At 63.3% G+C, this 25,545-nt stretch carries 27 protein-coding genes; 15 read left to right on the forward strand and 12 right to left on the reverse strand.

From position 1 onward, the window contains the following. The first annotated feature begins 5 nt into the window (after nucleotides 1–5). The gene (locus tag QRN52_RS21685; RefSeq protein WP_284755745.1) at nucleotides 6–308 is read left to right on the forward strand and encodes a hypothetical protein; all 303 of its coding nucleotides are present in this window, start codon (nucleotides 6–8) and stop codon (nucleotides 306–308) included. 64 nt (nucleotides 309–372) lie between these two features. Further along, nucleotides 373–2,325, forward strand: coding sequence for an acyl-CoA dehydrogenase family protein (locus tag QRN52_RS21690; protein WP_284755746.1), 1,953 nt, complete (start codon nucleotides 373–375; stop codon nucleotides 2,323–2,325). On the opposite strand, the gene QRN52_RS21695 is transcribed toward QRN52_RS21690, so the two are convergent. Further along, complete coding sequence (locus QRN52_RS21695; RefSeq protein ID WP_284755748.1) at nucleotides 2,322–2,726, reverse strand: YchJ family protein; 405 nt, start codon at nucleotides 2,724–2,726, stop codon at nucleotides 2,322–2,324. The two genes, QRN52_RS21690 and QRN52_RS21695, sit on opposite strands and share 4 nt — an antisense overlap. Before the next feature lie 192 nt (nucleotides 2,727–2,918). Between QRN52_RS21695 and QRN52_RS21700 the strand changes: the two genes are divergently transcribed. Continuing rightward, the gene (locus QRN52_RS21700; protein WP_284755751.1) at nucleotides 2,919–3,671 is read left to right on the forward strand and encodes a hypothetical protein; all 753 of its coding nucleotides are present in this window, start codon (nucleotides 2,919–2,921) and stop codon (nucleotides 3,669–3,671) included. A gap of 122 nt (nucleotides 3,672–3,793) precedes the next feature. Here the strand turns inward: QRN52_RS21700 and QRN52_RS21705 are convergent, their stop codons facing one another. Next, complete coding sequence (locus QRN52_RS21705) at nucleotides 3,794–4,285, reverse strand: flavin reductase family protein (protein WP_284755752.1); 492 nt, start codon at nucleotides 4,283–4,285, stop codon at nucleotides 3,794–3,796. Between the two features lie 245 nt (nucleotides 4,286–4,530). Here QRN52_RS21705 and QRN52_RS21710 point away from each other — a divergent pair, with 245 nt between their 5' ends. The 3 genes from QRN52_RS21710 to QRN52_RS21720 all read left to right on the forward strand — a co-directional run bounded on the left by QRN52_RS21710 (nucleotide 4,531) and on the right by QRN52_RS21720 (nucleotide 6,774). Continuing rightward, on the forward strand, nucleotides 4,531–5,565 hold the full coding sequence (locus QRN52_RS21710; protein ID WP_284755754.1) for an aldo/keto reductase: 1,035 nt from the start codon (nucleotides 4,531–4,533) through the stop codon (nucleotides 5,563–5,565). Between the two features lie 54 nt (nucleotides 5,566–5,619). Beyond that, nucleotides 5,620–6,015: an RNA-binding S4 domain-containing protein gene (locus QRN52_RS21715; protein ID WP_284755756.1), complete on the forward strand. Its 396-nt coding sequence runs from the start codon at nucleotides 5,620–5,622 to the stop codon at nucleotides 6,013–6,015. A gap of 141 nt (nucleotides 6,016–6,156) precedes the next feature. Then, entirely contained in the window at nucleotides 6,157–6,774 is a 618-nt protein-coding gene (locus QRN52_RS21720; RefSeq protein ID WP_059388685.1) for a uracil-DNA glycosylase family protein, read from the forward strand. 12 nt (nucleotides 6,775–6,786) lie between these two features. Here the strand turns inward: QRN52_RS21720 and QRN52_RS21725 are convergent, their stop codons facing one another. Beyond that, nucleotides 6,787–7,803: a glycosyltransferase family 4 protein gene (locus tag QRN52_RS21725; protein ID WP_284755758.1), complete on the reverse strand. Its 1,017-nt coding sequence runs from the start codon at nucleotides 7,801–7,803 to the stop codon at nucleotides 6,787–6,789. 135 nt (nucleotides 7,804–7,938) lie between these two features. Here QRN52_RS21725 and QRN52_RS21730 point away from each other — a divergent pair, with 135 nt between their 5' ends. Next, nucleotides 7,939–8,496, forward strand: a complete 558-nt coding sequence (locus tag QRN52_RS21730) for a hypothetical protein (protein ID WP_284755792.1) — start codon at nucleotides 7,939–7,941, stop codon at nucleotides 8,494–8,496. Next, a complete protein-coding gene (locus QRN52_RS21735) occupies nucleotides 8,390–8,650 on the forward strand; it encodes a Txe/YoeB family addiction module toxin (protein WP_284755760.1) in 261 nt (86 codons plus the stop codon). Before QRN52_RS21730 ends, QRN52_RS21735 begins: the two co-directional genes overlap by 107 nt. Here QRN52_RS21735 and QRN52_RS21740 read toward each other — a convergent pair. Beyond that, nucleotides 8,638–9,702: a Fic family protein gene (locus tag QRN52_RS21740; RefSeq protein ID WP_284755761.1), complete on the reverse strand. Its 1,065-nt coding sequence runs from the start codon at nucleotides 9,700–9,702 to the stop codon at nucleotides 8,638–8,640. The two genes, QRN52_RS21735 and QRN52_RS21740, sit on opposite strands and share 13 nt — an antisense overlap. 191 nt (nucleotides 9,703–9,893) lie before the next feature. Between QRN52_RS21740 and QRN52_RS21745 the strand changes: the two genes are divergently transcribed. From QRN52_RS21745 to QRN52_RS21765, 5 genes are all read left to right on the forward strand, one after another. Next, the gene (locus tag QRN52_RS21745) at nucleotides 9,894–10,700 is read left to right on the forward strand and encodes a FadR/GntR family transcriptional regulator (protein ID WP_459342693.1); all 807 of its coding nucleotides are present in this window, start codon (nucleotides 9,894–9,896) and stop codon (nucleotides 10,698–10,700) included. Between the two features lie 20 nt (nucleotides 10,701–10,720). Further along, entirely contained in the window at nucleotides 10,721–11,746 is a 1,026-nt protein-coding gene (locus tag QRN52_RS21750; RefSeq protein ID WP_502869742.1) for an asparaginase, read from the forward strand. Between the two features lie 56 nt (nucleotides 11,747–11,802). Continuing rightward, nucleotides 11,803–13,227 carry an aspartate ammonia-lyase gene (aspA, locus tag QRN52_RS21755; RefSeq protein WP_284755762.1) on the forward strand — a complete coding sequence of 475 codons (1,425 nt, stop codon included), beginning with the start codon at nucleotides 11,803–11,805 and terminating at the stop codon, nucleotides 13,225–13,227. Between the two features lie 123 nt (nucleotides 13,228–13,350). Further along, complete coding sequence (locus QRN52_RS21760) at nucleotides 13,351–14,868, forward strand: amino acid permease (RefSeq protein ID WP_284755763.1); 1,518 nt, start codon at nucleotides 13,351–13,353, stop codon at nucleotides 14,866–14,868. A gap of 117 nt (nucleotides 14,869–14,985) precedes the next feature. Beyond that, complete coding sequence (locus tag QRN52_RS21765; protein ID WP_284755765.1) at nucleotides 14,986–15,657, forward strand: FadR/GntR family transcriptional regulator; 672 nt, start codon at nucleotides 14,986–14,988, stop codon at nucleotides 15,655–15,657. Here QRN52_RS21765 and QRN52_RS21770 read toward each other — a convergent pair. From QRN52_RS21770 to QRN52_RS21805, 8 genes are all read right to left on the reverse strand, one after another. Beyond that, nucleotides 15,654–16,505: an amidohydrolase family protein gene (locus QRN52_RS21770; protein ID WP_284755767.1), complete on the reverse strand. Its 852-nt coding sequence runs from the start codon at nucleotides 16,503–16,505 to the stop codon at nucleotides 15,654–15,656. The genes QRN52_RS21765 and QRN52_RS21770 overlap by 4 nt on opposite strands. After that, nucleotides 16,502–17,455, reverse strand: coding sequence for an aldo/keto reductase (locus tag QRN52_RS21775; protein WP_284755768.1), 954 nt, complete (start codon nucleotides 17,453–17,455; stop codon nucleotides 16,502–16,504). Before QRN52_RS21775 ends, QRN52_RS21770 begins: the two co-directional genes overlap by 4 nt. Then, entirely contained in the window at nucleotides 17,452–17,766 is a 315-nt protein-coding gene (locus tag QRN52_RS21780; RefSeq protein WP_284755769.1) for an L-rhamnose mutarotase, read from the reverse strand. Before QRN52_RS21780 ends, QRN52_RS21775 begins: the two co-directional genes overlap by 4 nt. Before the next feature lies 1 nt (nucleotide 17,767). Beyond that, nucleotides 17,768–19,051: an alpha-L-fucosidase gene (locus QRN52_RS21785; RefSeq protein WP_284755771.1), complete on the reverse strand. Its 1,284-nt coding sequence runs from the start codon at nucleotides 19,049–19,051 to the stop codon at nucleotides 17,768–17,770. Nucleotides 19,052–19,128: 77 nt separating this feature from the next. Continuing rightward, nucleotides 19,129–19,923 (reverse strand): carbohydrate ABC transporter permease, encoded by a 795-nt coding sequence (locus QRN52_RS21790; RefSeq protein WP_269996623.1) that lies wholly within the window; start codon nucleotides 19,921–19,923, stop codon nucleotides 19,129–19,131. Nucleotides 19,924–20,020: 97 nt separating this feature from the next. After that, complete coding sequence (locus tag QRN52_RS21795) at nucleotides 20,021–20,980, reverse strand: carbohydrate ABC transporter permease (RefSeq protein ID WP_284755773.1); 960 nt, start codon at nucleotides 20,978–20,980, stop codon at nucleotides 20,021–20,023. A 73-nt stretch (nucleotides 20,981–21,053) separates the two neighbouring features. Further along, on the reverse strand, nucleotides 21,054–22,304 hold the full coding sequence (locus QRN52_RS21800) for an ABC transporter substrate-binding protein (RefSeq protein ID WP_284755774.1): 1,251 nt from the start codon (nucleotides 22,302–22,304) through the stop codon (nucleotides 21,054–21,056). A 45-nt stretch (nucleotides 22,305–22,349) separates the two neighbouring features. Next, nucleotides 22,350–23,675 (reverse strand): L-fuconate dehydratase, encoded by a 1,326-nt coding sequence (locus QRN52_RS21805; protein WP_284755775.1) that lies wholly within the window; start codon nucleotides 23,673–23,675, stop codon nucleotides 22,350–22,352. Between the two features lie 144 nt (nucleotides 23,676–23,819). Here QRN52_RS21805 and QRN52_RS21810 point away from each other — a divergent pair, with 144 nt between their 5' ends. Further along, complete coding sequence (locus QRN52_RS21810) at nucleotides 23,820–24,731, forward strand: fumarylacetoacetate hydrolase family protein (RefSeq protein ID WP_284755776.1); 912 nt, start codon at nucleotides 23,820–23,822, stop codon at nucleotides 24,729–24,731. After that, entirely contained in the window at nucleotides 24,728–25,477 is a 750-nt protein-coding gene (locus tag QRN52_RS21815) for an SDR family NAD(P)-dependent oxidoreductase (protein ID WP_284755777.1), read from the forward strand. Before QRN52_RS21810 ends, QRN52_RS21815 begins: the two co-directional genes overlap by 4 nt. Nucleotides 25,478–25,545: the final 68 nt, after the last annotated feature.

Raw genomic sequence — 25,545 nt, forward strand, 5'->3', positions numbered from 1 at the left:
ACCCAATGCAGTTCGACTTAACGACCTTAGACACCAGCATCTATGTCTTCGTGGGAACACTGATCCTTGGGCTGGTTCTGGCAGCCTTCATCGCGGTAGCCGCCATGGCCACGCTTGCGTTGATCGGAGCGGGAAGCCTCGCTTGGTACACCGTGAAGAACGTGTTGGGTGGGCTGGTCCACGGCATCAATTTTGCGTGGGATCAGTTGGTGCACCAGGCCGGAAAAGTGGAACTGCCGATGGAATTCCCATCGCAAACGGCCCCTAGCACGGGTACCTACCCGCGGGTAGCATTGAGGGACAGCTGAAGGGTCCGCCACCCGAGGCGGATCCTGGGCTCAAACCGGCACAACCGGCAAGAGGAGTCCTCCCATGACCTCCGCCACTGACAACAAGAGCAACGGCGTCACGGCCGCAGAAGCCCGCGCCGTCGCAGAGGCCGCCCGCGACACCGAATGGAACCGCCCGAGTTTCGCCAAGGGGCTGTATCTGGGAGACTTCGATCTTGGACTGATCCATCCCTGGCCCCAGGCAAGGGCTGAAGACGTCGAGCGCGGCGAAGAGTTCATGGCGAAGCTGACGGAGTTCTGCGGCACCATGTCCGGCCGTATGATCGAACGCGACGCCAAGATCCCGGACGAATACCTCGCGGGCCTCACCGAATTAGGCGTTTTCGGCATGAAGATTCCGCGCGAGTACGGCGGTTTGGGCCTGTCGCTGGTGTATTACGGCAGGGCGCTGGCGCTTTTGGGATCAGTCCATCCGAGCCTTGGCGCGTTGCTTTCGGCCCACCAGTCCATCGGCGTCCCGGAGCCGGTCAAAGTGTTCGGCACGCCCGAGCAAAAGCAGGAGTACTTGCCGCGTTGCGCCGCCGGCGCCATTACGGCCTTCTTGCTGACAGAGCCCGACGTCGGCAGCGACCCCGCCCGGATGGGCTGCACCGCAGTGCCAAGCGACGACGGCGAGTCTTACCTTTTGGACGGCGTCAAACTTTGGACTACCAACGGCGTGATCGCCGAACTGGTGGTGGTCATGGCGGTTGTTCCTGCCCGCACCGCATCCGACGGCACGTTACTCAAGGGCGGGATCACGGCGTTCGTTGTGGAGATGAACTCGCCCGGCATCACCGTGGAGAACCGCAACGCCTTCATGGGCCTGCGCGGCATCGAGAACGGCGTGACGCGGTTCCACCAGGTCCGCGTACCGGCAGCCAACAGGCTCGGCCGGGAGGGCCAAGGGCTCAAGATCGCGCTCACCACCCTCAACACTGGCCGTCTCTCCATCCCCGGACTGTGCGTGGCTGCGGGCAAATGGTCATTGAAGATCGCCCGGGAATGGTCCAACGCCCGCACCCAATGGGGCCGTCCGGTCGGAAAACACGAGGCCGTCGGCAAGAAGATCGCTTTTATCGCCGCCACCACCTTTGCCCTTGAAGCCGTCTTTGAACTTTCTGCCGAGATGGCCGATGCCGGTCAGAAGGACGTGCGAATCGAGGCTGCGCTGGCCAAGCTTTGGTCCACTGAGCTGAGCTACACGGTGGCCGATGAGTTGGTGCAGATCCGTGGTGGTCGTGGCTTTGAGACGGCGGATTCCTTGGAGGCCCGCGGGGAGCGGGCGGTGGCCGCCGAGCAACTGCTGAGGGACATGCGCATCAACCGGATCTTCGAAGGCTCGTCCGAGATCATGCGCCTGCTCATCGCCCGCGAAGCCGTCGACGCCCACCTTTCGGCCGCGGGCGAGCTCGCTTCAGCGGACGCAACGCTGCAGGAGAAGGCGCGTGCCGCCGTCGGCGCCTCAGGTTTCTACGCCAAATGGCTCCCTAAGCTCGTGGCCGGAGCAGGCCTGGACCCCCGGTCCTACAGTGAGTTCGGGCGTCTCGCGAAACAACTGAGGTATGTCGAGCGGGCTTCGCGCCGGCTCGCCCGGCAGACGTTCTACGCGATGGGCCGCTGGCAGGCGAAGCTTGAATACAAACAAGCGTTCCTCGGCAGGATTGTGGATATCGGGGCCGAGTTGTTTGCCATGGCAGCGTGCTGCTCGCGGGCTGAGATGCTGCTGCAGACCGCACCGGAACAAGGTGCGGCGGCGTACGAACTTGCCGAGGCCTACTGCGAGCAGGCCCGGATTCGCGTGGACGGATACTTCGATCAGTTATGGCGGAACACCGACGACGTCGATCATGAGTTGTCCTCGAACGTCCTCGCAGGTGACTATGCGTGGCTTGAGGCCGGAATCCTTGACCAATCCGAAGGGACGGGCCCGTGGATCGCCGACGCCACCCCCGGCGCCTCGTCGAAGGAGAGCCTTCACAGGAAGTACCGCTAGCCGACGTCGCCGTCGACGTAGTACCAGCGCCGGTCGATCCGCTGGAAGCGGCTGTTTTCGCGTTGGACTCCACGTTCGCCGCCGGACCGGTAGTGCGCCGCGAACTCGACCGTCCCGTCCGTGTCCAAGGGACCGCCTTGGCGCGTCGCCAGAATGTCCAGCCGGCGCCATTCAATGTCCGGGTCCAGGTCCAGCACGGCAGGCCTGGTGTCCGGGTGCCACGTGCGCAAAAGGTAATCGCTGTCGAGGACTACAAAGGCCGAGTAACGCGAACGCATGAGCTGTTCTGCCGTAGGCGCGTCGGCGTCTCCGCGGTGGAAGCGTCCACAGCACTCGGTGTACTGCTCCCCGGACACACAAGGGCAAGCGCCGAGTCGGAGGCGAGCCGGATCGAGTGGCATTGAAGCCCTATCTGGAAGAGAAGGTGAGAGCTAGGCAACAAATTCTGTCACAGCAGATAACAGCTTCGAAACAACCTCGGCGAGCCGGACTTTGGCGGATGATTCATTCACATTTCGCCCTTAGGCTAGAAGACATGCCCGCAGACCTTCGGTTGCGGCGCTCACCTCACAACTCTGGCTCGGGGAGGCTACGTGGAGGATCCAACAACACTTGGCCTCAATCTGACCTTTTTTGGAACGCTCGGGCTGGCCTTGCTGATGTTCCTTGGTTTGGGCTTCCTGATGGTTGTCACCTTGGTGCTGGCCGGCGTTGCGAAGCTGGTTTCGATTATCCTGCTCGCGATGTTCGGGATCTTCCCGAAACGCGATGCCGTGCCGGTTGTGCACCTGCCCCCGCGGCCTCGGCGCGCGCCCGTCCCGCTTTCGGATTCCGAGGAATCGACGACGGCGGACGACGGCTTGCTGGGCGCAGGTCCCTTCGTCCCCGGGAAACCGCGTCCTGGGTTTGTTGGGACCACCAAGCTGCTGTGGTCGGCGTCGTGGTCAGCCGTCCGGAACGTCCCTTGGAAGTCGCTGGTCAACCCACGGACGTGGCCCAAGCCTGCCCAGATCAAGGACGGTATCGCAGCCACAGCCACAACCCAGGCGAAGGAACATCCTTTTGTGGTCGCGATAAAGCAGGATCCTCCGGTCCTGAACAGCCAGTGGGCTGCCGCCGTCGCCGAGGCCGATGCCCGGGCTGCGGCACGCGAAGCTGAACGGGCCGGGGAAGCGTCAGCTTCAGACCCTGAACCGCCGACTTCCGAGGAACCCGCAGAAGGGAATGTAGCGGAGTCATCCGGAACTGGCGTGCCGGTACGCGAACACCGGGGAGAACCACATGGCGGCAAACCCGTATCTTCCGGCCGTGTGACGGCCTCAGCAGGGTCCCGCCCCCGGGCCTAGCGCCCCGCAGTGCCCGGCTGACCCAATCCGCAGTGCCCGGCTGACCCAACTGACTAGCATTTGTTGTCGTTTTGGAGGCTCATAACGACAACAACTGCGAGTCAGTTGGGGTGTGTCCAGCCTCAGGCGGCCAGTTGCCTGAACCCGGCCCCGTGGTAGATGAGGGGCTCGGCGTCGTGGTTGATCTCCACGGACTTCACTTCGAGGACGACGATCGCGTGGTCACCCGCGGGGGTTTCTGAGACCACTTCGCATTCAAGCACCAGCGCCGCGCCGTCGATCAACACTGCGCCCGCGTCGCTCGTTGAGGTCGCAAGGCCGGCGAATCGGTCCTGGGTCCGCGAGGAGAGCTGCAGGCACAAGGCTTCCTGACCTTGGGCCAAGACGGAAACACCCAGTCGAGGGGCGCGCCGGAGCTTGGGCCACGTGGTGGAGGAGTTCTGCACCGCAAACATGACCAGCGGTGGTTCGAGCGAGACTCCCACTGTGAAGCTCGATGCCACCAGGGCCTCCGGCGCGAAGCCGACCATGGCACTGAAGGCCGCCACGCCTGAGGGAAATTGCGCGAATGCCTGCTTGATCGAAGCGGCTCCATCCACCGTTACCTGGGTCATGGCGGGTTCCTTTCTCTGTGGTTTCGTGCCTGCCTTTCTACTAATTCACTCGACGCCGATAACGGCAATATTTGTGTATTCGCGTGTCGAATGAAGTCAATTCATAATTCGTCATTCCTTGTTTTCATTACCCCGTAATACGAAAAGCGAAGAATTTGTACGTTTTTCGAGTGCCCCGGCCACGATATGTGTAGCGTCGTGTCAATCCATTGCACAGCCTTGATTCTTCACGGAGGAAGCCGGAGATGAGCCTCAGCGAGCTTCGAACCCTGGGACGCACAGGCGCCCTGATCAGCCCCCTTACCCTGGGAACCCTTAACCTCGGGACAGGCTCGGCGCCCACGGGCGCCGAAGAGAGCATCCGCATTATCCATGCGGCCCTCGACGCCGGCATCACTAGCGTCGACACCGCCGACATCTATTCGCAAGGCGAGGCAGAGGCCATCGTAGGCCGGGCCCTCCAAGGCAGGCGGGATGACGTTTTCCTTTCGACCAAGTTCCACGGACAAATGGGGCCGAATCCCGCGCATGCAGGCAATTCCCGGCGCTGGATCATGAAAGCCGTGGAAGGCAGCCTGCACCGCTTGCAGACGGACAGGATCGACCTTTACCAGGCGCACCGTCCGGACTACAACACAGACGTCCTGGAAACCATCACGGCCCTTAACGACCTCATCCGGCAGGGCAAGATCCTCTACTACGGAACGTCGGTATTCACGCCGTCGCAGCTTGTGGAGGCACAGTGGATCGCCACCACCAACCACCTCATTCCGCCAGTGGTGGACCAGGTGCCCTATTCCTTGTTGGTCCGCGCGAATGAGCGGGACGTCTTCGCGATCACGCAGCAATACAACCTTGGCGTGCTCAGCTATGGACCGCTCGACGGCGGCTGGCTCTCCGGGAACTACCGCGTGGGAGTCCCCCAGCCCGCAAGCTCCCGTGCGGCGGCCGTTCCCGGGCGCTTCGACGTCTCGGCACCTTTCAACAGGAACAAACTCCTGGCAGCCGATGCCTTGGGCCGCGTCGCCGAACGGCATGGGCTCACCCTTATTCAGCTTGCTGTCGGCTTCGCCCTGAATCATCCGGCCGTCAGCAGCGTGGTTATCGGTCCACGCACGGAGGACCATCTGGTCGATTACCTCAAGGCCGCCGATGTTGTGCTTAACGACGCCGTCCTGGATGCCATTGACGAGATCGTGGCGCCCGGCACCAACTTCCTGGAGCGGGACGCTGGGACGGTCGTCCCGCACCTTGAATACGCGGAACTTCGACGCCGGTAATCGGCTTTTCGTTGGAGCCGCAGGTTCGCGCGCCGACTATACTCGTTCGCAATCATGACTAGCCTTCCAACTTCCGCCCAAACATCAAAAGCCGGCAATGTGCGCATTGACGCCTGGCTCTGGGCGATCCGCGCTTACAAGACCCGTTCCGCCGCCACAACCGCTTGCAGGGCGGGGCATGTGCGAATCAACGGCAACCCGGTCAAGGCGTCCCAGTCCGTGATTATCGGCGACACCATCCGTGTAAGGCAGCCTGGCTTCGAGCGCATCCTTGAGGTCCGGAGGCTCATTGCGAAGAGGGTGGGGGCCGAAGCAGCATCCCACTGCTTTACTGACCACACTCCCGAGCGCCCCGCAGCACCGGCCCTCGGGCTGCCGCAGCGGGATCGCGGCGCAGGTCGGCCCACCAAGAAGGACCGGCGCGACATGCAGAAGCTCAAGGGACAGTAGCCCGCCCGACAGGCGGGGCGGGAGGCTCACTGTTCGGCCCGTCGTCGGGCAGTTTTGTCCCTCGGCTCTGCAGGAGCGTGAGCGACGCGTAAAGTGGCAAGGGACGCCGATTCTGGACGCCGCGCTGCCGAAGGAGAGAACGTGACCATTGACTGGGACGAAAAAAGGGCCTTGCTACAGGAGCCCAACATTGCTGCCGTGACGCAGCTGTGCGACGAACTGATGGCCAAACGGCCCGGTTCCACCGTGCCTTACATCGATCCAGTGCATGACGAAGATGAATGCCGGATCGTCACCCTCCAGACCAGTCCCGGGCGCGCCCCCACCTCGGGATTCGTATCGCACCTCAACGACGACGACGCCGCCCGACGTGCGCAGCTGATCTATGACTCGGCCGACTTGGACGTCCGCTATGTCATGCCATGGAACTGCTACCCTTGGGTCCGCGACCCGGAACTGCCGCCGGCGCTGAGCGCACAGGAGAAGACCGACGGGCTCCGCCCCTTCCGCCAGTTCCTGAAGATCAACAAGAGAGTCTCCGCCGTCGTCGCGCACGGTGCTGAGGCCGCCGCCTTCCTGGCGCTCTTTGAGAAGACCTACCACTCACCGCTCCGGCAGCACGGGATCAAGGTCTACAAGGCCAGCGCGCTCGGCGGACGGGCATTTGCCCTGTCTGAAGCGAAGCAGCAGGAACTCCTGGCAAAGAACATCGAAACTTACAGGGACGCCATGCAGCGGGCAGGCATCCAGCACCTATAGCTGGGGAAGCCACTAGGCCGCCACCACGGCGCGAAGGACTTCCCTTGCAGTGTCTTCCCATCGTGGCAACTCACTGCTGGCCGCCTCGGCTGCTGACTGCCATCCCTCCCGTAGGGCAGGGTCGCTGAGCCATCTCCGCAGGAACTTCTCCAACGATCCGATTCCTGTGGTGAGATCGATCGCCTCACCGGCACCGTGGGCTCCGAGCGCTTCGACGGCGCCGGTTCCTTTTCGGACCATCACCGGTATGCCGTGAACCAGGGACTCCTGGACCACGATGCCGAAGGCCTCCGAGTGTGAGATCAACAGACTGAGGTCAGCTCGGTTCCACTGCTCCTCCAGGGCCGGGCCGGAGAGCTCGCCTGTTGTTTCCACCCGTTTTTCTAGTCCGTTCCGGAGGATGCGCTCTTGCACAGCGGCGGCGTACGAGGAGTCTGCTTTGGTGGATCCGACCAGCGCTGCGGTCCACGCCAGATCCTTGATCCGGGCCAGCGCGTCGACAAAGAAGATCTGGTCCTTATTGGGCAGTAGGGCGCCCACCATGATGAAATGCGGCGCCGCTGTCGCTCGTGGACTCGGGCGTGCTTTCGATGGGAGATCTACCCCCGGGGTCGCCAAGTGCACGTTGCCCAGGCCTAGGGTTCTGGCCGTTTCGGCAGTCCGGGAACCAGTGCAGAGAAGACCTGTTGCAGCGCGCAGCGCGCTCGTTTCCACTGGTTCCTCCCCGGAAGGGGGCATGTGGAGCAGCACCCAGACACGGCACCCGGCAGCGGTTGCGGTCTCGATTTCCGCGGGTGCACCCGAGGCAATCAGGCCGTCGACAATGTAGATGGCGAGACCGCTTCCGGCAAGTGCAGCTGCAAAGCGGTTCCGGGCTCCGGCACTCCCCGAAGGCCAGTCGCCGTCGAGCTTGCAGACCGAGACCTCCGCGCCCAGGCCCCGAAGGGCTGCAGCCAGCCTCGAATTGTAGATGTTTCCCCCGGAACGATGGCGCACATTCGCGGGCAAAATCATGCGGATCTTGACCACGGGCTGCTCCCTTCCATCGTGCCGGCTGTTTGGCCTCACAGTCCTCAGACCGTGGTGTTGACCATATAACCCGGGCGGGTGACGGGGAAGGTGAACTGCATGTCCGGCGCGGGGCATCGGCGGTAGATTGTGGGCATGGGACAGACTTCTTCAGACCGTCGGGATGTGTTCGCTGATTGGATCTTGGGTGTCGCGGAGTTCACCCATGCACACTGGTTCTTCGGCAATCTCTATGAGGCCATCGTCAAAATCCCGGACCGGGTCGCGTCCTCGGAAGCGAGCAGGGAAGTCCCTCGAACCCCCTTCGGAGCGGGAAGCCCCGGGCGCTACTACGCGCCGATCGCGCCTCTCAGCGCCCCTGCCGCCGTCGCTGCCCTTGTCGCCGGGTGGAAGCATTCCGACAATCGGGCTTGGCTGATGGTGGGTGCCGCGAGCTCCGCCACGGGGGCGGCCGCTACGGCGTACCTGCTTCGGTCCGTCAACCCCAAGCTGTTCTTCAGCCCCCAGCCGCTTGACGAGACGCAACGCAAGCCCCTGTTGAAGCGGTGGTACAGGGTCCACGCCCTCCGGCTCACCGCCAGCGCGATTGCGCTGGCCGGCGTGGGACAACTACGTTTGGTGGCAATCCCAAGATCGCAAGACGCTAAAGAGAATCAACGGGTTGCTACAGGACATAGCCCGGCACGGCAATGAGGGCATCGGCAAGCCTGAACCCCTGAAACATGGTTTCCACGGGTATTGGTCACGGCGCACCACGGACGAACATCGCCTGGTGTACAAGTTCGTCGAAACTGACGATGGCGTCGAAGTGCTTATCGCCGCTTGCAGGTACCACTACGGCAATTGAGGGAAATGCTGGCGGTTCCTGATCCGTGATTCGCCGAAGTCAACTCCCACCCGGCCGATCTCCCAAGGCCCGCGTCCCCGGTGCAATGGCCTGCCCACAGCCACATGGGGTACCCAGCGAGGCGAGCGGAATCCAAGGGCAGGGGAGCTGAGGATGAAGTCGTCGATGTTGTCGACAAGCAGTTCATCCAGGAGTTCATGAAGCGCGTGTACAAGGGAGACCTGAAAGTCATGCACCGAGGCGGGCACATCTACTTCCAGTCCGCACACTCCGCCGCTGCCCAGGACGATCAGCCTTTCGGCGCTGCCGGAGAAGGCCTCCAGTACCGGCAGCGCCTCAAGCCACGCAACAGTCCTGAGCAGGGCCGAATCGGCGCTGGTGTTGCCTTTGGTCCAATCAGCCACGTCCCGGCAAAAGTCATCCAGGACGCCCAAATGCAATAGCGTCATGTGCAATCCCCGCTGCCTGCGCAAGGCAAACACGTACCGCGCCAACTCCTCATAGTCCGCAGGCCCTGCCCCGACACCGAGGACCGGCACCTCCACTGTGATGGGCGGTGCTGTCTGTGTCGTTGAATCCCATCCCCCGCGCGGACGGTCGGCCATGGGAGTAATTATGCTCCGGCAGCAGTTCGTCCGCCTCACGAATGCCGGTTCGACCGACTGGCCTATTGAGGCTCTCTCAATATCTGGGGCAGGAATCCCATCTGGAACAAGTCCGTATGTCAGCGTAGTTCCCGGGCTAACCGATGCATCGACGAAGGCCGTTGCATGTTGCAACTGGACGATCTCTTGAACACCATCATTCTGCTGCACGTCGCCATAGCGATCGGCCCGTTCCACGCCCGCCACCGCGTCGACAATCGATGTGCGGTTTCCTTCGATGCGCGCACTCATGATGTTCGACATCAGCTGGAAGAGGTCCTTCAACTGCGAAAAGATCGCAGGATGAGCCGTTCCCTCGCCCATGTCGCTACGTATCCGTTCAAGCTCGATGATGGCCTTGGCGAGCGGAGAGCTGAACAGGAAGTCGGGAAATTCGATGGGCTTCATCGCACCGAGATTTTCGCCAGGGTAGTCATAACAATTAAGTTAGCGCCCGGTCCAGCCCCTAGAAATCAACCAACTCGCCGCCATAAGAGCGTCAGACAATTAAGTCTGGGGCATTCAGCTTTTAAGTCGAGGGCCACCCGACAAGCCAGCGAATCTTGACACCACCCTGTGACCCGTGCCATATTCGTAGAGTGAACCTGTCAGACAGCCGGACAGCCGGACAGGCCGCCACTGGACAGCCAGCCGTCAGCCAGAAAGCTGCGGCTGGCCAGCGCACCGCCACAAGCGGCGCCGTCCCCCGGCCGGCCCAAGTGGCCCAGCCATCAAGCCCCCGGCCCCTCGCCCGCTTCAGTGCCGCGGAAGCTGTGTTCAGCGCCATCCGCCAGGACATCGAAGACGGAAACGTCGAAGTGGGGGCCAAACTCAGTTCTGAGGCCACCCTGGCAGCGCAGTACGGGGTAAGCCGCTCGGTGATCCGTGAGGCGCTCCGCTCCTGCACTGCGCTCGGGCTGACGGTCACCAAGACCGGCAAAGGCACGTTCGTCGTCGCCGACCGGGTAGCCAATGACCTCACACTCGGCCAGTACTCGGCACGGGACCTCAACGAGGCACGCCCGCACATCGAAGTCCCGGCAGCCGGCCTGGCGGCGAAACGCCGCAGCCCGGAAGAACTTGAACACCTCAAGGAAATCGTCAGTTCAATGGCAGTCGAGACCGACCCTGAGACCTGGGTCAGCCTCGACGCCAGTTTCCATTCTGCCATTGCCCGCGCAAGCGGCAACAAGGTCTTCGAAAGCGTCGTCGCAGACATCCGCGAAGCCCTTGCCCACCAATCCGAAACCTTGAACATGGTGGCCGACCGCCAGCATGTTTCAGACGATGAACACCTCCGCATCGTCGAAGCCATCGAAGCCGGTGACGCCTCAGCCGCCGAAGCCGCCATGGCCGACCATCTCAGCGCCGTCAGCGTTGCGTTGGACACCATCCTCAGCAAATGATCCACCAACTGAAGGAAGTCATGCCCACCCCGCATGCAACGCGCACCGCTATGCCCGAAACCACCCCGGCAGGGACGATTCCGCCAACCCCGCGCCACGTCCCCCTCGCGGAACAGACCCGCGACGGCCTGGTCGAGAGCGTCCACTACGGCTCCCTGATCGCCGTCGGGCCTGACGGTGAAACCCTCCTCGAAGCGGGCGAGCCCGACGCCGCGTTCTACCCGCGGTCCTCCCTCAAACCGCTGCAGGCGGTCGCCATGGTCCGCGCGGGGCTCAAGCTTCCGGAGAACCTCCTCGCCCTCACCGCTGCAAGCCACTCCGGCGCCACTATGCACCTTGACGGTGCCGCACGCATCCTCGAAATGCACGGCCTGGACAAAAGCGCGTTGGAAAACAGCACCGACCTCCCTTATGGCACCGCCGAGCGTGAAGAATGGCTCCGCGCCGGCGGCAAGCCCACCCAGCTCGCACAGAACTGTTCCGGCAAGCACGCGTCCATGGCCGCCACGTGCGTGATCAACGGCTGGCCTGTCCAGGGCTACCTGCATCCCGAACATCCCCTGCAGGTGCTCGTGAAGGACACCATTACCGAACTCACGGGCGAAGACGCAGCGGCCATCAGCACGGACGGTTGCGGCACCCCGCTCTTTGCCCACAGCCTGCACGGCATGGCGCGGGCCTATGGCCGCATGGCGGCGGCGGACAACACGCAAGCAGAAGGCCAAGTAGCCCACGCGATGCGCGCTTTCCCCGAGATGGTGGCCGGCGAGGGTCGCGACGTCACAGCGATCATGCGCACGATTCCCGGGCTGCTTGCCAAGGACGGCTTCGAAGGCCTCCAGCTCATCGGCCTGGGGAACGGCACCGGCGTCGCCATCAAGATCTCCGACGGCGGCGATCGAGCCCGCATGCCCGTCACCGTCCGCGTCCTTGAGGAACTAGGGCTCGACGGCGGCCAGCTCGCCACGCTTGCCAGCGCGCCCGTGTTGGGCGGCGGCCACCCTGTTGGCGTGCTCCGTGCCGCGAACTTCCTCGCATCCAACTGACTTCGACTGAGTCCAACTGACGCAGCCAAACAAGCACAAAAGACCTAAGGACAGCAATGACATCTGCCGTGCCCACCACGACAATTCCACGGTTCCGCTCGGAACACGATCTCCTCGGTGACCGCGACGTCCCTGCTGATGCCTACTGGGGCGTGCACACGCTGCGTGCCATCGAGAACTTCCCCATCACCGGCCACCCCTTGGCCAGCAACGCCAACCTCGTCAAAGGCCTCGCCGCAGTCAAGCTCGCCGCCGCCCGCACCAACCGCGAGCTCGGCCTCCTGGACGACGAACGGGCGGACGCGATCGAGCAGGCTTGCCAGGACATCTTGGACGGCAAGCTTCACGAGCAGTTCATGGTGGACGTCATCCAGGGCGGCGCCGGCACCAGCTCCAACATGAACGCCAACGAGGTCATTGCCAACCGGGCCCTTGAAATCCTTGGCCACCCCAAGGGCGACTACGCCAGGCTGCACCCGAACGACCACGTCAACTTGAGCCAATCCACCAACGATGTCTACCCCACCGCCGTCAACCTGGCCACCATTTTCTCGGTCCAGGGCCTTCTGGAGGCTCTTCAGGAACTCCAGGTCGCCTTCGCGGAGAAGGGCCAGGAATTCCGCGCGGTGGTCAAGATGGGCCGCACGCAGTTGCAGGACGCCGTCCCCATGACCCTCGGCCAGGAATTCGGTGGCTACGCAGTGACCGTGGGCGAGGACCGGGCGCGACTGGCCGAGTCCCAGCTGCTCATACACGAGATCAACCTCGGCGCCACCGCCATCGGGACCGGCCTGAACGCCCCCGTTGGATACGCCGCAGCAGCCTGCAGGCACTTGGCCGAGATCACCGGCTTGCCCCTCGTCACCTCGGTGGACCTCATCGAGGCCACCCAGGACGTAGGCGCGTTCGTCCACCTCTCCGGCGTGCTCAAGCGCGTCGCCGTCAAGCTTTCCAAGATTTGCAACGATCTCCGCTTGCTGTCCTCCGGACCGCGTGCGGGACTGGGCGAGATCAACCTCCCGGCTGTGCAGTCGGGATCGTCCATCATGCCAGGCAAGATCAATCCGGTGATCCCGGAAGTGGTCAGCCAAGTGGCCTATGAAGTCATCGGCAACGATGTCACAGTCACCATGGCAGCCGAAGCCGGACAGCTCCAGCTGAACGCCTTCGAACCGATTATCGTCCACAGCCTCCACAAGAGCATCTCCCACCTGGAAGCCGCGTGCCGCACACTCACGTCGCGCTGTATCCGGGGCATCACCGCGAATACCGAACACCTGCGCCTCACGGTAGAGCAGTCGATCGGACTCGTCACGGCACTCAATCCGCACATTGGCTACGCCTCCGCCACTGCCATTGCCCAAGAAGCGCTGGCAAGCGGCAAGGGCGTCGCCGAGCTCGTTCTCGAACACGGCTTGCTGACCTCGGAGCAGCTCGATGAGCTCCTCCGCCCCGAACGCCTGGCCAACCTCAGCAATTAAGCTGAGCCGCGCAGAGCGTCCGACGACGGCGGCACCCACCAGCCGCCGTCGGGCCTGAGCGCGCGAAGAAACAGGCCGGACGGCAAGATCCGGACCCCCAACAGGACACCCCTAAGGATTCCCATGACCAATGCACCCATCACGGACCACACGGTCCCTCCGCAGGCGCACTCCACTGAAAAGCTCCTCCACGCCGAGGACAAGGGCTATCACAAGAGCCTGAAGCCGCGTCAGATCCAGATGATCGCAATCGGCGGCGCCATCGGCACCGGCCTGTTCCTGGGTGCCGGCGGCCGCCTCAACGCTGCGGGCCCTTCCCTCGTCATCGCGTATGCGGTCTGCGGCTTCTTTGCCTTCCTGATCCTGCGCGCCCTCGGCGAACTCGTGCTGCACCGCCCGTCGTCGGGCTCCTTCGTCTCCTACGCCCGCGAGTTCTTCGGCGAGAAGGCTGCGTTTGTCTCCGGCTGGTTCTACTGGATCAACTGGGCAACCACCACCATCGTGGACACCACGGCCGCGGCCCTCTACATGAACTTCTTCGGCAAATACGTCCCTTGGATCGGCGTCGTCCCGCAATGGGCCTGGGCACTGATCGCGCTTCTGGTGGTGCTTGGCCTGAACCTGGTCTCGGTCAAGGTCTTCGGTGAAATGGAGTTCTACTTCGCGCTCATCAAGGTGGCCGCGCTGGTGGCCTTCCTGTTCGTCGGTACCTACTTCGTCGTCTTCGGCACGCCGGTACCGGGCCAGGAAGTCGGCTTCAGCCTCCTCTCGGACCACGGCGGAATCTTCCCCAACGGGATCCTGCCCATGATCATCCTCATGCAGGGTGTGCTGTTCGCCTATGCCTCGATTGAGCTCGTGGGTACCGCAGCGGGCGAAACGGAGAACCCCGAGAAGATCATGCCCAAGGCCATCAATTCCGTGGTCTTCCGCATCGCCGTCTTCTACGTCGGTTCCGTCATCCTGTTGGCGCTGCTGCTGCCGTACACCTCCTATGTCAAGGGTGTCAGCCCGTTTGTGACCTTCTTCGGGCACATCGGCGTGCAGGGCGTAGACGTGATCATGAACCTTGTGGTCCTCACGGCTGCCCTGTCCTCCCTGAACGCCGGCCTGTACTCCACCGGCCGCATCCTGCGCTCCATGTCCGTGGCCGGATCCGCTCCAAAGTTCGCCCAGCGCATGAACAAAGCCGGCGTCCCCTACGGCGGCATCGCCATCACGGCCGGCGTCTCCCTGCTCGGTGTCCCGCTGAACTACCTCGTACCGTCCGACGCCTTCGAGATCGTCCTCAACGTCGCCTCCGTGGGCATCATCGTCACGTGGGCCACGATCGTCTTGTGCCAGATGCAGCTCAAGCGCTGGGCGGACAAAGGCTGGCTGAAACGTCCATCCTTCCGGATGTTCGGCGCCCCGTACACCGGCTACCTCTCGTTGCTGTTCCTCGCGGGTGTGCTGGTAATGGTGTTCATCGACTCTCCACTCACCATGCTGGTCACGGCCATCGCCTGTGCGCTCATCGTGGTTGGTTGGTACATGTGCCGCAAGCAAATCCACGAGATCGCTGCGGCCCGGGACGGTTACACCGGCAGCTCCCCCGTGATCGCCAACCTGCCGGTTGCCGGAGCCGAGGACAAGATCTAGGCCCTGCAGTACTGCCCAACTGACTCGCATTTGTTGTCGTTATGAGGCCTCTAAACGACAACAAATGCGAGTCAGTTGGGTGCCAGACATCGGATCATTCGCCGTTAGGATGTAGCCATGGCTGTCACAGATGAAGCGATCGGCAAGATCAAGGACATGCTGATCCGCGGCGAACTCAAGGCCGGGGACCGCCTCCCGCCGGAGAAGGAACTGAGTGAACGGCTCGGCCTCTCGCGAAGCTCCTTGCGCGAGGCCGTCAAAGCCCTCGAGCTCATCCGTGTCCTGGACGTCCGGCGTGGGGACGGCACCTACGTCACGAGCCTTGACGCCAAGTTGCTCAACGAAGCCGTGGCGTTCGTCGTTGATCTGCATCAGGACCGTTCCATCCTGGAACTCTTTGAGGTCCGACGGATCCTTGAGCCCGCCACCGCATTCATCGCCACAGGCAAGATCACTCCCACGGCACTCACGGAGCTGCGCGCCACGATGGACGGGATCGACGAGAACACCGACGTCGAGGAACTCGTTGCCCACGACCTCGAATTCCACGGGATCATCACCCAGGCCGCCGGCAACGACTACCTCGCCGGCCTGCTCGAAGCCCTCTCCAGCAGCACCGTCCGGGCACGCATTTGGCGCGGGTTGACCCAGGAAAAGGCCGTGGCGCATACCCTCGCCGAGCACAAGGCCATCGCGGACGCCTTGGAACGCGGCGACGCCGAGCTGGTCCGGGCGCTCGTCACGGTCCACATCAGCGGCGTCGAAAGCTGGTTGCGCCAGGCGCTCTAGCTGGCGTCCATGCTTCGTTTCTGAAGCCCATACGTCCGCACGGCGGTCCCTTCAAGGAACTCCCTGCGCTCGGCCAAAGTGAGCTCCGCGGCCAGTTCGAGCAGCCCCTCGAGAGTGCGTCCGTATGGCGCACCCAAGGTACTGACAGGCCAATCGCCACCGAACATGAGCCGTCCAGGACCGAAAGCCTCCAGGGCCTCGTCCCAGAGTGGGCGCAAGGCCTCGGCCGTATAGGGGACGCCCGGCAAGTGCAGGCCTGACACCTTGGCCACAGTGTTGGGCAGCTCGGCCAAGGCCCGGAATTCCGTTCGCCACAAGTCCATCGCCGCAGCGTCGGCCAACGGCGGCTTCCCGAGATGGTCCAGGACAACCGTCAGCTCCGGCAGTTCCCTCGCAAGCCGGACCGCACCCCCGAGGTGCCTCGGAAAGGCGTCCGGGACGTCGAACGCCAATCCGTGGCCAGCGAGCATACGCAAGGAATCGCGGACCACGGGCAATTCGAGGAAGTCGTCCCGCGGATCGTCGTGGACCAAGTGCCGGACACCCCGGAACGCAGGATTCCGGAGGAACCGTTCCAGTTCTTTCTCCGCCTCGGCCGGCTTTTCGAGGGGAATCCAGCCCACGACGCCGAGTACCCAGGAGTTGCGGTCGGCGACGGCGAGCATGAACTCAGTGTCCGCAACGGTGTCGTCAGCCTGGACGAGCACCGCTCCCCTGACTCCGGCCGCGTCCAAGGTTTCCTGGGCCTCAGCCTCGCGGTAACTGCGGAAGAGTCCGCCATGCTGCGGGCCAAGCCACGAATAAGCCCCCGGCCCGAGCTCCCACAGATGCAGGTGGGAATCAATCACCCCGACACACCTGCCAAAGCCGCCCACAGCTCTTCGGGCACGTCCTCACGCATCCTCGCAGCATTGGTGGACACTTGCTCCGGGGTGCTCGCCCCCACCGTCACGTTCACGACGGCGGGATGCCGCAGGCTGAACTGGAGTGCCGCCGTCGGGAGCTCCACCCCGAAGTCCCGGCACACGCCGGCGAGCGCCCGGGCACGCTCCACCAGCGCCCGCGGGGCACGCGCATAGTTGTAATGCGCGTCCTCGGGTACTTCGGGTCGCGCCAGCAGGCCGGAGTTGAACACGCCCACGTTCACGACGCCGGTACCGCGCGCCACACAGCGGTCCAGGAAGGGAACGCCGGGCTGCTCGAGCAAGGTGTAACGGCCGGCGAGCATCACCAGATCCAGATCCGCCGCTTCGACGCATTCGAGGGCGGCTTCCGCCGAGTTGGTCCCGACGCCGATCGCCTTCACCACGCCGTCCGCACGCAGCTTTTCCAAGGCCGGCAGCGCTTCGCCGATTCCCCTGGCAAGATCGTGGACATCAGGATCGTGCAGGTAGGCGATGTCCACGTGGTCCAGGCCGAGACGTTCAAGCGATTCCTCGATGCTCCGCCGGATCCCTGCTTCTGAGAAGTCCCATTGGCGTTTGCTCGTCGCCGGGACGTCGAAGCCTTCGTCGTCTTTCGCGTTGGTCCCGGCAGTGTTGGGCACCAAGAGCCGGCCTACTTTGGTAGACACGGTGAATTCACCGCGCGGCTTGTCTCCAAGCACGGCACCGAGCCTTCGCTCGGACAGCCCCAAGCCGTAGTGCGGGGCGGTGTCGAAGTAGCGGACCCCGGAGTCCCAGGCGGCCGTTACGGTGGCGGCGGCCCGGGAGTCCGGCATGGCACGGTACAGGTTGCCGATGCCAGCGGCGCCGAAGCCGAGCTTGCCCAGTTGCTCGGTCCACGTTGTCCCGCTCATTCCAGCTCCCATACCAACTCGATACCCGAGTCGTTGCCCGAATAGTCATCCTGGACTTCGAGCAGCTCCGCCATGCGGGCTTGCCACGGAACATTGGCGGGGTGGTCCGCGAGCGCCCGGCGCATGGCCCGGTAGTCCGCCACCTCAACAAGATGGAAGAGATCCTGGCCGCTGCGCCAAATCCTCCAATTGCCCACGCCGGCCTCTTTCAGGGCAGCGACGAGTTCGGCAGGGATCCCCGCATGGGCATCCGCATAGTCCTGCTCGGCACCCGGTTTGAGCCGGGTGTGAAGAGCGATGGTTTCCGGCACGCTATACCCCGGGCTTCAGGAAGAGTTCGACGACGGGCACCGCCACGTCCGGTCGCTGGACAGGCAGCTTCAGTGTCAGGGTACCTGCTGGCTGTCCTCCAGGGGTGGTGTTGATTGCTTCCCGGTCCGGGGCGATCTCCAGCATGGCGACTTCGGAAGCGTCGTTGAGCAGTTGGGCGTATTCCACCTTGCCGGCGAGTTCGGGGAGGTGGACGTATTCGAACGGCCACGCGAACAAGTGGACGTAGAGGCGGTCACCGCGGCGCGTATACCGGGTGTCGGCTGGCGGGGTCCAGGCCGCAGGGCCGGCCCCGTAGATGGCCCGGGCGTGCAGTTTCATCCAGTCGCCGATGCCGCGGAGGGACTCCACGGCCCGGGGATCGAAATTTCCGCGGCCAGTGGGGCCGACGTTGAGGAGCAGGTTTCCGTCCTTGGACACTCCATCCACAAGCATGCGCACCAGCAGGTCCACGGACTTGTAGTCCAGGTTGTCCCGGTCATAGCCCCAGCTGCCGTTCAGGGTCTGGCACGCCTCCCAAGGCACCTCGACGCCGTCCACCACCATAGGCCCGGAAGGCTGGTACTGCTCGGGCGTGGCGAAGTCGCCGGGAATGTCCAGGCGATCGTTGACGATGATGCCCGGCTGAAGTTCCCGGACCATCTTCAGGAGTTCCACTGAACCCCACGCCTCGCGGCCTTTGCCGCCCCAAATGTCCTTGTGGTCCTCGCTGGTGTAGGAGAAGTCGAAGAAGAGGTAGTCGATCTGGCCGTAGTTGCTCAGCAGTTCTCGCACCTGGCCATGGAGGTATTCGCGGTAGCGGGCCATATCGCGGCCCTCGTTGAGCTTTTCGGCCTCGGGATTGTCGCGTTCGGGGTGGAACCCGTCGATGGTGAAATCCGGGTGGTGCCAGTCAATAAGTGAATGGTAGAAACCCACCTTCAGGCCGAATTCCCGCAATGCCTCAACGTACTGGGCCACCAGGTCCTGGCCGGACGGAGTCTTGGTGGATTTGTAGTCAGTAAGGGCGGAATCCCACAGGCAGAAGCCCTCGTGGTGCTTGGTGGTCAGCACGACGTACTTCATGCCGGCGTCCTTCGCAGCACGGGCCCATTCCCGCGGATCATAGAGATCCGGGTTGAAGTGCTGGAAGTACTTTTCATATTCCTCGGCAGGAATGCGTTCGCGGTTCATGACCCACTCGTGCCGGGCCGGCAGGGCGTACAAGCCCCAGTGGACGAACATGCCGAACCGGGACTCCGTAAACCAAGGTGCTTGGGCGATCATTGGTAGTTACTCCTTCAAAGTAGTTCTGCCGTAAATGGGGTCTTGGGGTCGTTGAGCGTTGCGTGGTCTAAGTGGGGTCAGCGGCCGCCAAAGCCGCTCGTGACGATGCCTTTGACGAGGTGTTTCTGCAGGAGGATCAGCAGCAGAAGGGTGGGAGCCATTGAGATCACGGAGGCGGCCATGACCAGGTGCCACTGATTGCCCTGTTGGCCGAAGAACATCTGGAGCCCCAGCGGGATGGTGCCGAGGTTGTTGACGTCGTTGATCACTACCAATGGCCAGAGGAACGAGTTCCAGTAGCTGATGAAGCTGAAGACCGCCAGGACGGCCATGGTGGGCCTAGCCAGTGGAAGCATGACCAACAGGAAGGTCCTCAGGGTTCCTGCGCCGTCCACCCTGGCCGCGTCGTCGAGTTCTTGGGGTACGCCAAGGAAGAACTGCCGGAGCAGGAAGGCACCGAATGCCGTGAACGCCCAGGGCACAATGAGCGCCTGGAAGGTGTTCACCCAGCCCACCTTCTGCATCATGACGAACATCGGGACAATCAGGACTTCTTGGGGGATCATCAGCGTTGCGAGGAACACCATGAAAACCAGGTTCCGTCCCCGCCAGCGCTGCCGGGAGAAGGCGTAGCCGGAGAAAGCGGAAACCACCAGGGTGAGTGCCGTTCCAGCGGCCGAAACCAAGAGTCCGTTGCCCATGAAGCGCAGGAACGGCATGTAGTTCAGGGCCTCCTGGTAGTTCTGCCACCGGAATTCCGAGCCGAACAACTTCGGCGGGACGCTGAAGATCTCAGCAGGGGGTTTGAACGATGTCGCAAACATGTAGATGAGCGGCGACAGGAAGAGCAGCGCGATAAGGCAAAGGATCACGTATCCGATGGCGGGCCGGATCCACGTGGTCCATCGTCTTCCGGGCGCTCCGGAGCCACGGGGACGGGCTGTGAGAGGGCGTATCCGGCTGGTTGTCTCAAGCATCGTAGTGGACCCACTTCTTTTGTCCGAGGAACTGGACTGCCGTCACGCCGAGGATGATGACGAACAGGATCCAAGCAGCCGCGGATGCCAGGCCGAGCTGGTGGAACTGGAAACCCTGGTTGTAGATATAGAGGACGATCGTCGAGGTGGCCGAACCCGGCCCTCCCTTGGTGAGGATGAACGGCTGGGCGAAGACCTGGAACGAGGTAATGAGGGTCATCATCGTGCCAAAGAAGATGGACGGCGAAATGAGCTTGAGCTTGATGCGCCAGAAGATGGTCCAGGCGTTGGCGCCATCGATTGCGGCCGCTTCGGTGAGGTTCTCAGGAACTGCGTCCAAGGCGGCGGAGAACACCAGCATGTTGTAGCCGAACCCCTGCCACACGCTCATGACGACAATGGCCATCATTGCCCAGTGTTCGTCTCCGAGGAAGTTCGGCGCTGAAATTCCCGTGGCGCTTTGCAGGGTGCCGTCGATGAATCCACCGGGTTGGTACAGCATCCTCCAGACGACGACGTTGGCCACCACCGGGGTGATCGAAGGAATGAAGAAGATGACCCGGAAGATGTGGCGCCCCTTGATGCGCGGAGTCAACCACGCGGCAAGGCCGAGGGAAACAACCAGGTTCAGGGGCACATAGAGGACCACGAAGAGCACGGTGTTCCCGACAACCTGCCCGAAGATCGGATCGCTGAACAGCTTCTCGTAGTTGCCCAGGCCGAGGAAACTCGGGGTTCCCAGGAGCGGCCAGCGGAAGAAGCTGATGACGAGGGAAACAACGATCGGCAGCAGCGTGAAGATCGCGAGACCGAGGCCATGCGGCAGGGCAAAGGCCGGTCCCCACATTGTCCTCCGGCCGAGCTGTGCATCCGTCTCGGCCTTCGCCTTCCCACTGGCGGTGGCAGCCGTTACTTCAGGAAGCGGCGCCTTTGCGGGCTTGAGTAGTGTCATTTCTCATTCCTTTGCGAAGAGTGCGTGCCTGCCCGGCTGTTGCTCGGGCACTGCCAGGCAGGCATCACACTGATCATCGGGGCAGCTGGGCCGCAATGTCTTTCATGACATCCGCTGCGCTCTGCTGTCCATTGATGGATTTGACGAGGTACTGGTTGAAAAGCTGGCCCAGTTGGTCGCTGTTGGTGTTGCTTGGCATCGGCACTGCCGTGGCCTCGGCGCTCTTAAGGGTCTCCGCGACTCCGGGAATGCCCGCGTTGTCAATCCACTTTGTCTGCTGGGCGGTGCGTGCGGCCAGTGCGCGCCCGGCTGCCGCCAGATTCCCCAGGACCTTGTCGCCGGTCATTTCCTTGAGGGCGGCAAAGGCCTTGTCCGGAGTAGCGCATTGCTTGGAGATGCCCCAGCCGGAGCCGGCGCTGAACGTCTTCCCGCCGCCAGGGCCGGCGGGAAGGGTGGTGACGCCGACTTTGAACTTCGCTTTGGCCTTGACGTCCAGCAGGGACCACGGACCGTCGATACTCATCGCGGTATTGCCGGCCATGTATTCATTGGCGCTGAATGCCGTGTCGCCGCCGGGCAGTTCGGGGGAGACCTTCTCCTTGCTTGTCAGGTCGGAAACCCACTGGAGTCCCTTGGCGAAGGTCGGATCGCTCGCGTCCATGGTGCCGTCTTCCTTCAAGACGCGTCCGCCGTTGTAGGCGAGGACTTGCGATTCAACCAAGAGATCGGCCGTGTTCGGTGCGATCGCATGTTTGCCGTTGGCCGTCAGCTTCTTCGCGGCTGCCACGAACTCGTCGGCCGTCCAGCCCGCCTTCGGGACCGGCACGCCCGCGGCGTCGAACATGTCCTTGTTGTAGAACATCATCACCGGGCCCACGTCATACGGCAGGGCGTACAGATTGTTGTCGGCGCTGAGCCCCTTGATCATGGAGGAGTCGAAGGCGCTCAAATCCAGGTTGTTCTTTTTCACCAGGTCATCGAGCGGCAGCATGCCATCCTTGAGCTGCGCTGTCCGCAGGCTCTGGACCGCCACCAGGCACGGGGCTGTGTTCGAGCTGAGCTGGGTGCTCATCTTGGTGAAGTAGTCCTGGAAGGTAGAACCCTGCAGGGTGATCTTCACATCGCCCAACGTGTTGCTGACGTCATCGGCAACTTTCTCCCAGTTCTTCTGGTCTTCCGTGCCGCCGACCCACATGGCCCACGTCATGGCGGTCTTGCCGTCTGCGGTACTGCCGGACGAGCTGCCCCCGCAGCCTGTGAGTCCAATGAGGCTCAGTGCCAAGGCACCTGCCACCAACGCTTCTTTGCGCATATCTTTCACCACGTGCTTTCAGTAGGGAACTGTGCTTTCGAGGAATTTCGATAAAGGTTATTGCTGGGGAGTCAAAGGAGGGGATCCCGCGGCCCACACAGGGCCATCGGGAAAGCCGTAGCCGGCCAACGTGCCGCCGACCATTTCACTGCCGGCACCGGGTGCCGACGGCGGCCAGTACGAGCCGTCGTGGACATCCACCGGAGTGACAAAGTGCTCGTGCAGATGGTCGACGAACTCAATCATCCGACCATTCTTGTCGGCGGATACCGCCACGAAATCGAACATCGACAAGTGTTGGACGGCCTCGCAGAGGCCAACTCCACCTGCATGTGGGCAGACGCGGACGCCGAACTTCGCCGCGAGCAGGAGGATGGCGATGTTCTCGTTCACTCCCGCCACCCTCGCCGCATCCAGTTGCAAGACCTGCAGGGATCCGGCCTGCAGCATCTGCTTGAACATCACGCGATTTTGGACATGCTCACCCGTGGCCACGGGGATCGGCGCCACGCCCCGGGCAATCGCGGCATGGCCGAGGACATCATCCGGACTGGTGGGTTCCTCAATCCAGGCAATGTCATAGGGAGCCAAATGCGCCATCCAGTCAATCGCTTCCTGGACGTCCCAGCGTTGGTTCGCATCCACGGCGATCTTGATGTCCGGCCCCACCGTATCGCGGGCCGTGCGGACGCGCCTGATGTCGTCGTCCAGCGAGGCCCCCACCTTGAGCTTGATCTGCCCGAAACCGTCCGCAACGGCTTCCTTGGCCAGACGCACGAGTTTGTCGTCGCTGTAACCCAACCAGCCCGGCGTCGTGGTGTATGCGGGGTATCCCTCCGCGAGAAGCGCTAACCTGCGGGCGGCGCGCCCCGGCTCCGCCGTCCGCAATATTCCCAGCGCCTCTTCGGGTGTGAGGGCATCGCTGAGGTACCGGAAGTCCACGAGTGCCACGATCTCCTCGGGGTTCATCCCGGAGAGCAGCTCCCAGAGAGGTAGCCCGGCCCGCTTGGCTTTGAGGTCCCAGAGGGCGTTCACGACGGCGCCGATCGCCATGTGCATCACGCCCTTTTCGGGGCCGAGCCAGCGGAGTTGGGAATCGTGGGCCAGGAGCTTCCAGGTGCCGCCCATGTCGCCGAGCAACTCCTCGACGTTGCGGCCCAGGATGTGGTGGCGGAGGGCCTCGATCGCCACGGCTTCCACCTCATTGCCGCGCCCGATGGTGAAGACGAAACCGTGGCCCTCGTGACCGTCAGCGGCATCGGTCTTGATCACCAAATATGCCGCCGAATAGTCCGGATCCGGATTCATGGCATCCGATCCGTCCAGTTCCTGGGAGGTGGGAAAGCGGATATCGAAGGTATCCACTGCGGTGATGACGCTCATTGTGCTCCTTGCTTGGCAGCAGGTAGTTTGCTGGGAAGAGCGTAAACATCCGATGTCTGCATTGTCAATGGGTCACATTTCCGTATTATGGAGAGCAACAGCAGACTAGAGCTCGGATGTTAGAGCCAGAGCACGGAGGAATGCATGAACATGAAATTCGCCCGGCTGGGCGCTGCCGGAAATGAAAAGCCGGTTGTCATCGCCCAAGACGCCAACGGCACCGAAAAGTACTTCAGCCTTGACCCGCTGACGAAGGACATCAACGGAGAGTTCCTCGCCGCGGACGGCATCGCACGCACCCAAGAAGCCCTTGCAGCAGGCATTTTGCCCGAGATTCCAGCCGAGGGACTCCGGATCGGTTCACCCATCGCCCGGCCCGGAAACGTCGTCTGCATCGGCCTCAACTACACCGCGCACGCAGCCGAATCCGGAGCAACGCCCCCGGAATCACCCGTGGTGTTCCTGAAACCCAGCAACACGGTCAGTGGACCGTTCGACGCCGCGCCCATCCCGCCGTCGTCCGAAAAGTACGACTGGGAGGTGGAACTCGGAATCGTCATCGGCCGTGAAGCGTCATACCTTTCAGGCACCGACGAGGCCGCAGACTGCATCGCGGGCTACGTCGTCGCCAACGACCTCTCCGAACGCGACTACCAACTGCCCGGCGCCGCTGGCCAGTGGACCAAGGGCAAGTCCCTTCCGCAGTCCACTCCCCTGGGCCCGTGGCTGGTTCCAGCAGACCAGCTCGACGCCGGACACCTCGCGTTGCGCACCTGGGTCAACGGCGAGATCCGCCAGTCCTCGGACACCTCGGACATGATCTTCGACGCGCTTACCGTGGTCCACCACCTCAGCCAGTACATGGTCCTGGAGCCCGGCGACGTGATCCTCACGGGCACTCCCGAAGGCGTGGCGCTCTCCGGCCGTTTCCCGTACATTCAGCCCGGCGACGTGGTGGAGCTTGAGGTAGAGGGGCTCGGCCGTCAGCGGCAGGAGTTCTACAGGGCCCGCTCTGGTTCGCTTGCAGCAGTAGGCACAGACAAGGCAACGCGGTGAGCACCGAGTTCGAGGGCCTCGTAGCGCTGGTCACCGGCGGGGCGTCGGGCATCGGCGCGGCTATCGCGGACCGGCTCGCCGCAGGCGGGGCGCAGGTCGCGGTGCTCGACCTCAACCCGTCCGGGACCCCGCACTTCGGCGTCGAATGCAACGTGGCCGACGACGCCTCGGTGCGTGCCGCCGTCGACACTGTCGCCCGGAAGTTCGGCCGCCTTGACGTGGTGGTCAACAACGCGGGGATCGGCGCCCAAGGTGATATTTCGGCGAACGACGACGACGAATGGCACCGTGTGCTGGACATCAACGTGGTGGGCATCGCCCGCGTCAGCCGTGCGGCCCTCCCGTATTTGCGCGAATCGCCGGCGGCCGCGATCGTCAACACGTGTTCCATCGCCGCGACCGCCGGGCTACCGCAAAGGGCCTTGTATTCGGCGTCGAAGGGCGCCGTATTGTCCCTGACTCTGGCCATGGCGGCCGACCATGTTCGCGAAGGGATCCGCGTCAACTGCGTCAACCCGGGCACGGTGGACACGCCGTGGGTGGGCAGGCTACTGGATTCCTCCGCCGACCCCGCCGCCGAACGCGCCGCGCTCAACGCCCGCCAGCCACACGGCCGCCTGGTGGAGGCCGCAGAGGTAGCGGGCGCCGTCGCCTACCTCGCGAGCCCGCTGTCCGGCTCGACGTCGGGCACGTCGCTGGCGATCGACGGCGGGATGCAGGGGCTGCGGTTGCGCCCGGTGGGGTAGCCGCGTAACGCAACGCCCGCGCAACCCCTCTCCACGGCCGGTTCGCCTATGCTCAACACCAGGCAATC

The sequence above is a fragment of the Arthrobacter sp. efr-133-R2A-120 genome (genome assembly GCF_030209835.1).
Lineage (GTDB): Bacteria > Actinomycetota > Actinomycetes > Actinomycetales > Micrococcaceae > Arthrobacter.

Bases quoted from the DNA above. Each gene is read 5' to 3' on its own strand.
- QRN52_RS21685 (WP_284755745.1), top strand. From the start codon at position 6: ATGCAGTTCGACTTAACGACCTTAGACACCAGCATCTATGTCTTCGTG.
- QRN52_RS21690 (WP_284755746.1), top strand. From the start codon at position 373: ATGACCTCCGCCACTGACAACAAGAGCAACGGCGTCACGGCCGCAGAA.
- QRN52_RS21695 (WP_284755748.1), bottom strand. From the start codon at position 2,726: ATGCCACTCGATCCGGCTCGCCTCCGACTCGGCGCTTGCCCTTGTGTG.
- QRN52_RS21705 (WP_284755752.1), bottom strand. From the start codon at position 4,285: ATGACCCAGGTAACGGTGGATGGAGCCGCTTCGATCAAGCAGGCATTC.
- QRN52_RS21710 (WP_284755754.1), top strand. From the start codon at position 4,531: ATGAGCCTCAGCGAGCTTCGAACCCTGGGACGCACAGGCGCCCTGATC.
- QRN52_RS21715 (WP_284755756.1), top strand. From the start codon at position 5,620: ATGACTAGCCTTCCAACTTCCGCCCAAACATCAAAAGCCGGCAATGTG.
- QRN52_RS21730 (WP_284755792.1), top strand. From the start codon at position 7,939: ATGGGACAGACTTCTTCAGACCGTCGGGATGTGTTCGCTGATTGGATC.
- QRN52_RS21740 (WP_284755761.1), bottom strand. From the start codon at position 9,702: ATGAAGCCCATCGAATTTCCCGACTTCCTGTTCAGCTCTCCGCTCGCC.
- QRN52_RS21750 (WP_502869742.1), top strand. From the start codon at position 10,721: ATGCCCACCCCGCATGCAACGCGCACCGCTATGCCCGAAACCACCCCG.
- aspA (WP_284755762.1), top strand. From the start codon at position 11,803: ATGACATCTGCCGTGCCCACCACGACAATTCCACGGTTCCGCTCGGAA.
- QRN52_RS21760 (WP_284755763.1), top strand. From the start codon at position 13,351: ATGACCAATGCACCCATCACGGACCACACGGTCCCTCCGCAGGCGCAC.
- QRN52_RS21765 (WP_284755765.1), top strand. From the start codon at position 14,986: ATGGCTGTCACAGATGAAGCGATCGGCAAGATCAAGGACATGCTGATC.
- QRN52_RS21775 (WP_284755768.1), bottom strand. From the start codon at position 17,455: ATGAGCGGGACAACGTGGACCGAGCAACTGGGCAAGCTCGGCTTCGGC.
- QRN52_RS21785 (WP_284755771.1), bottom strand. From the start codon at position 19,051: ATGATCGCCCAAGCACCTTGGTTTACGGAGTCCCGGTTCGGCATGTTC.
- QRN52_RS21795 (WP_284755773.1), bottom strand. From the start codon at position 20,980: ATGACACTACTCAAGCCCGCAAAGGCGCCGCTTCCTGAAGTAACGGCT.
- QRN52_RS21805 (WP_284755775.1), bottom strand. From the start codon at position 23,675: ATGAGCGTCATCACCGCAGTGGATACCTTCGATATCCGCTTTCCCACC.
- QRN52_RS21810 (WP_284755776.1), top strand. From the start codon at position 23,820: ATGAACATGAAATTCGCCCGGCTGGGCGCTGCCGGAAATGAAAAGCCG.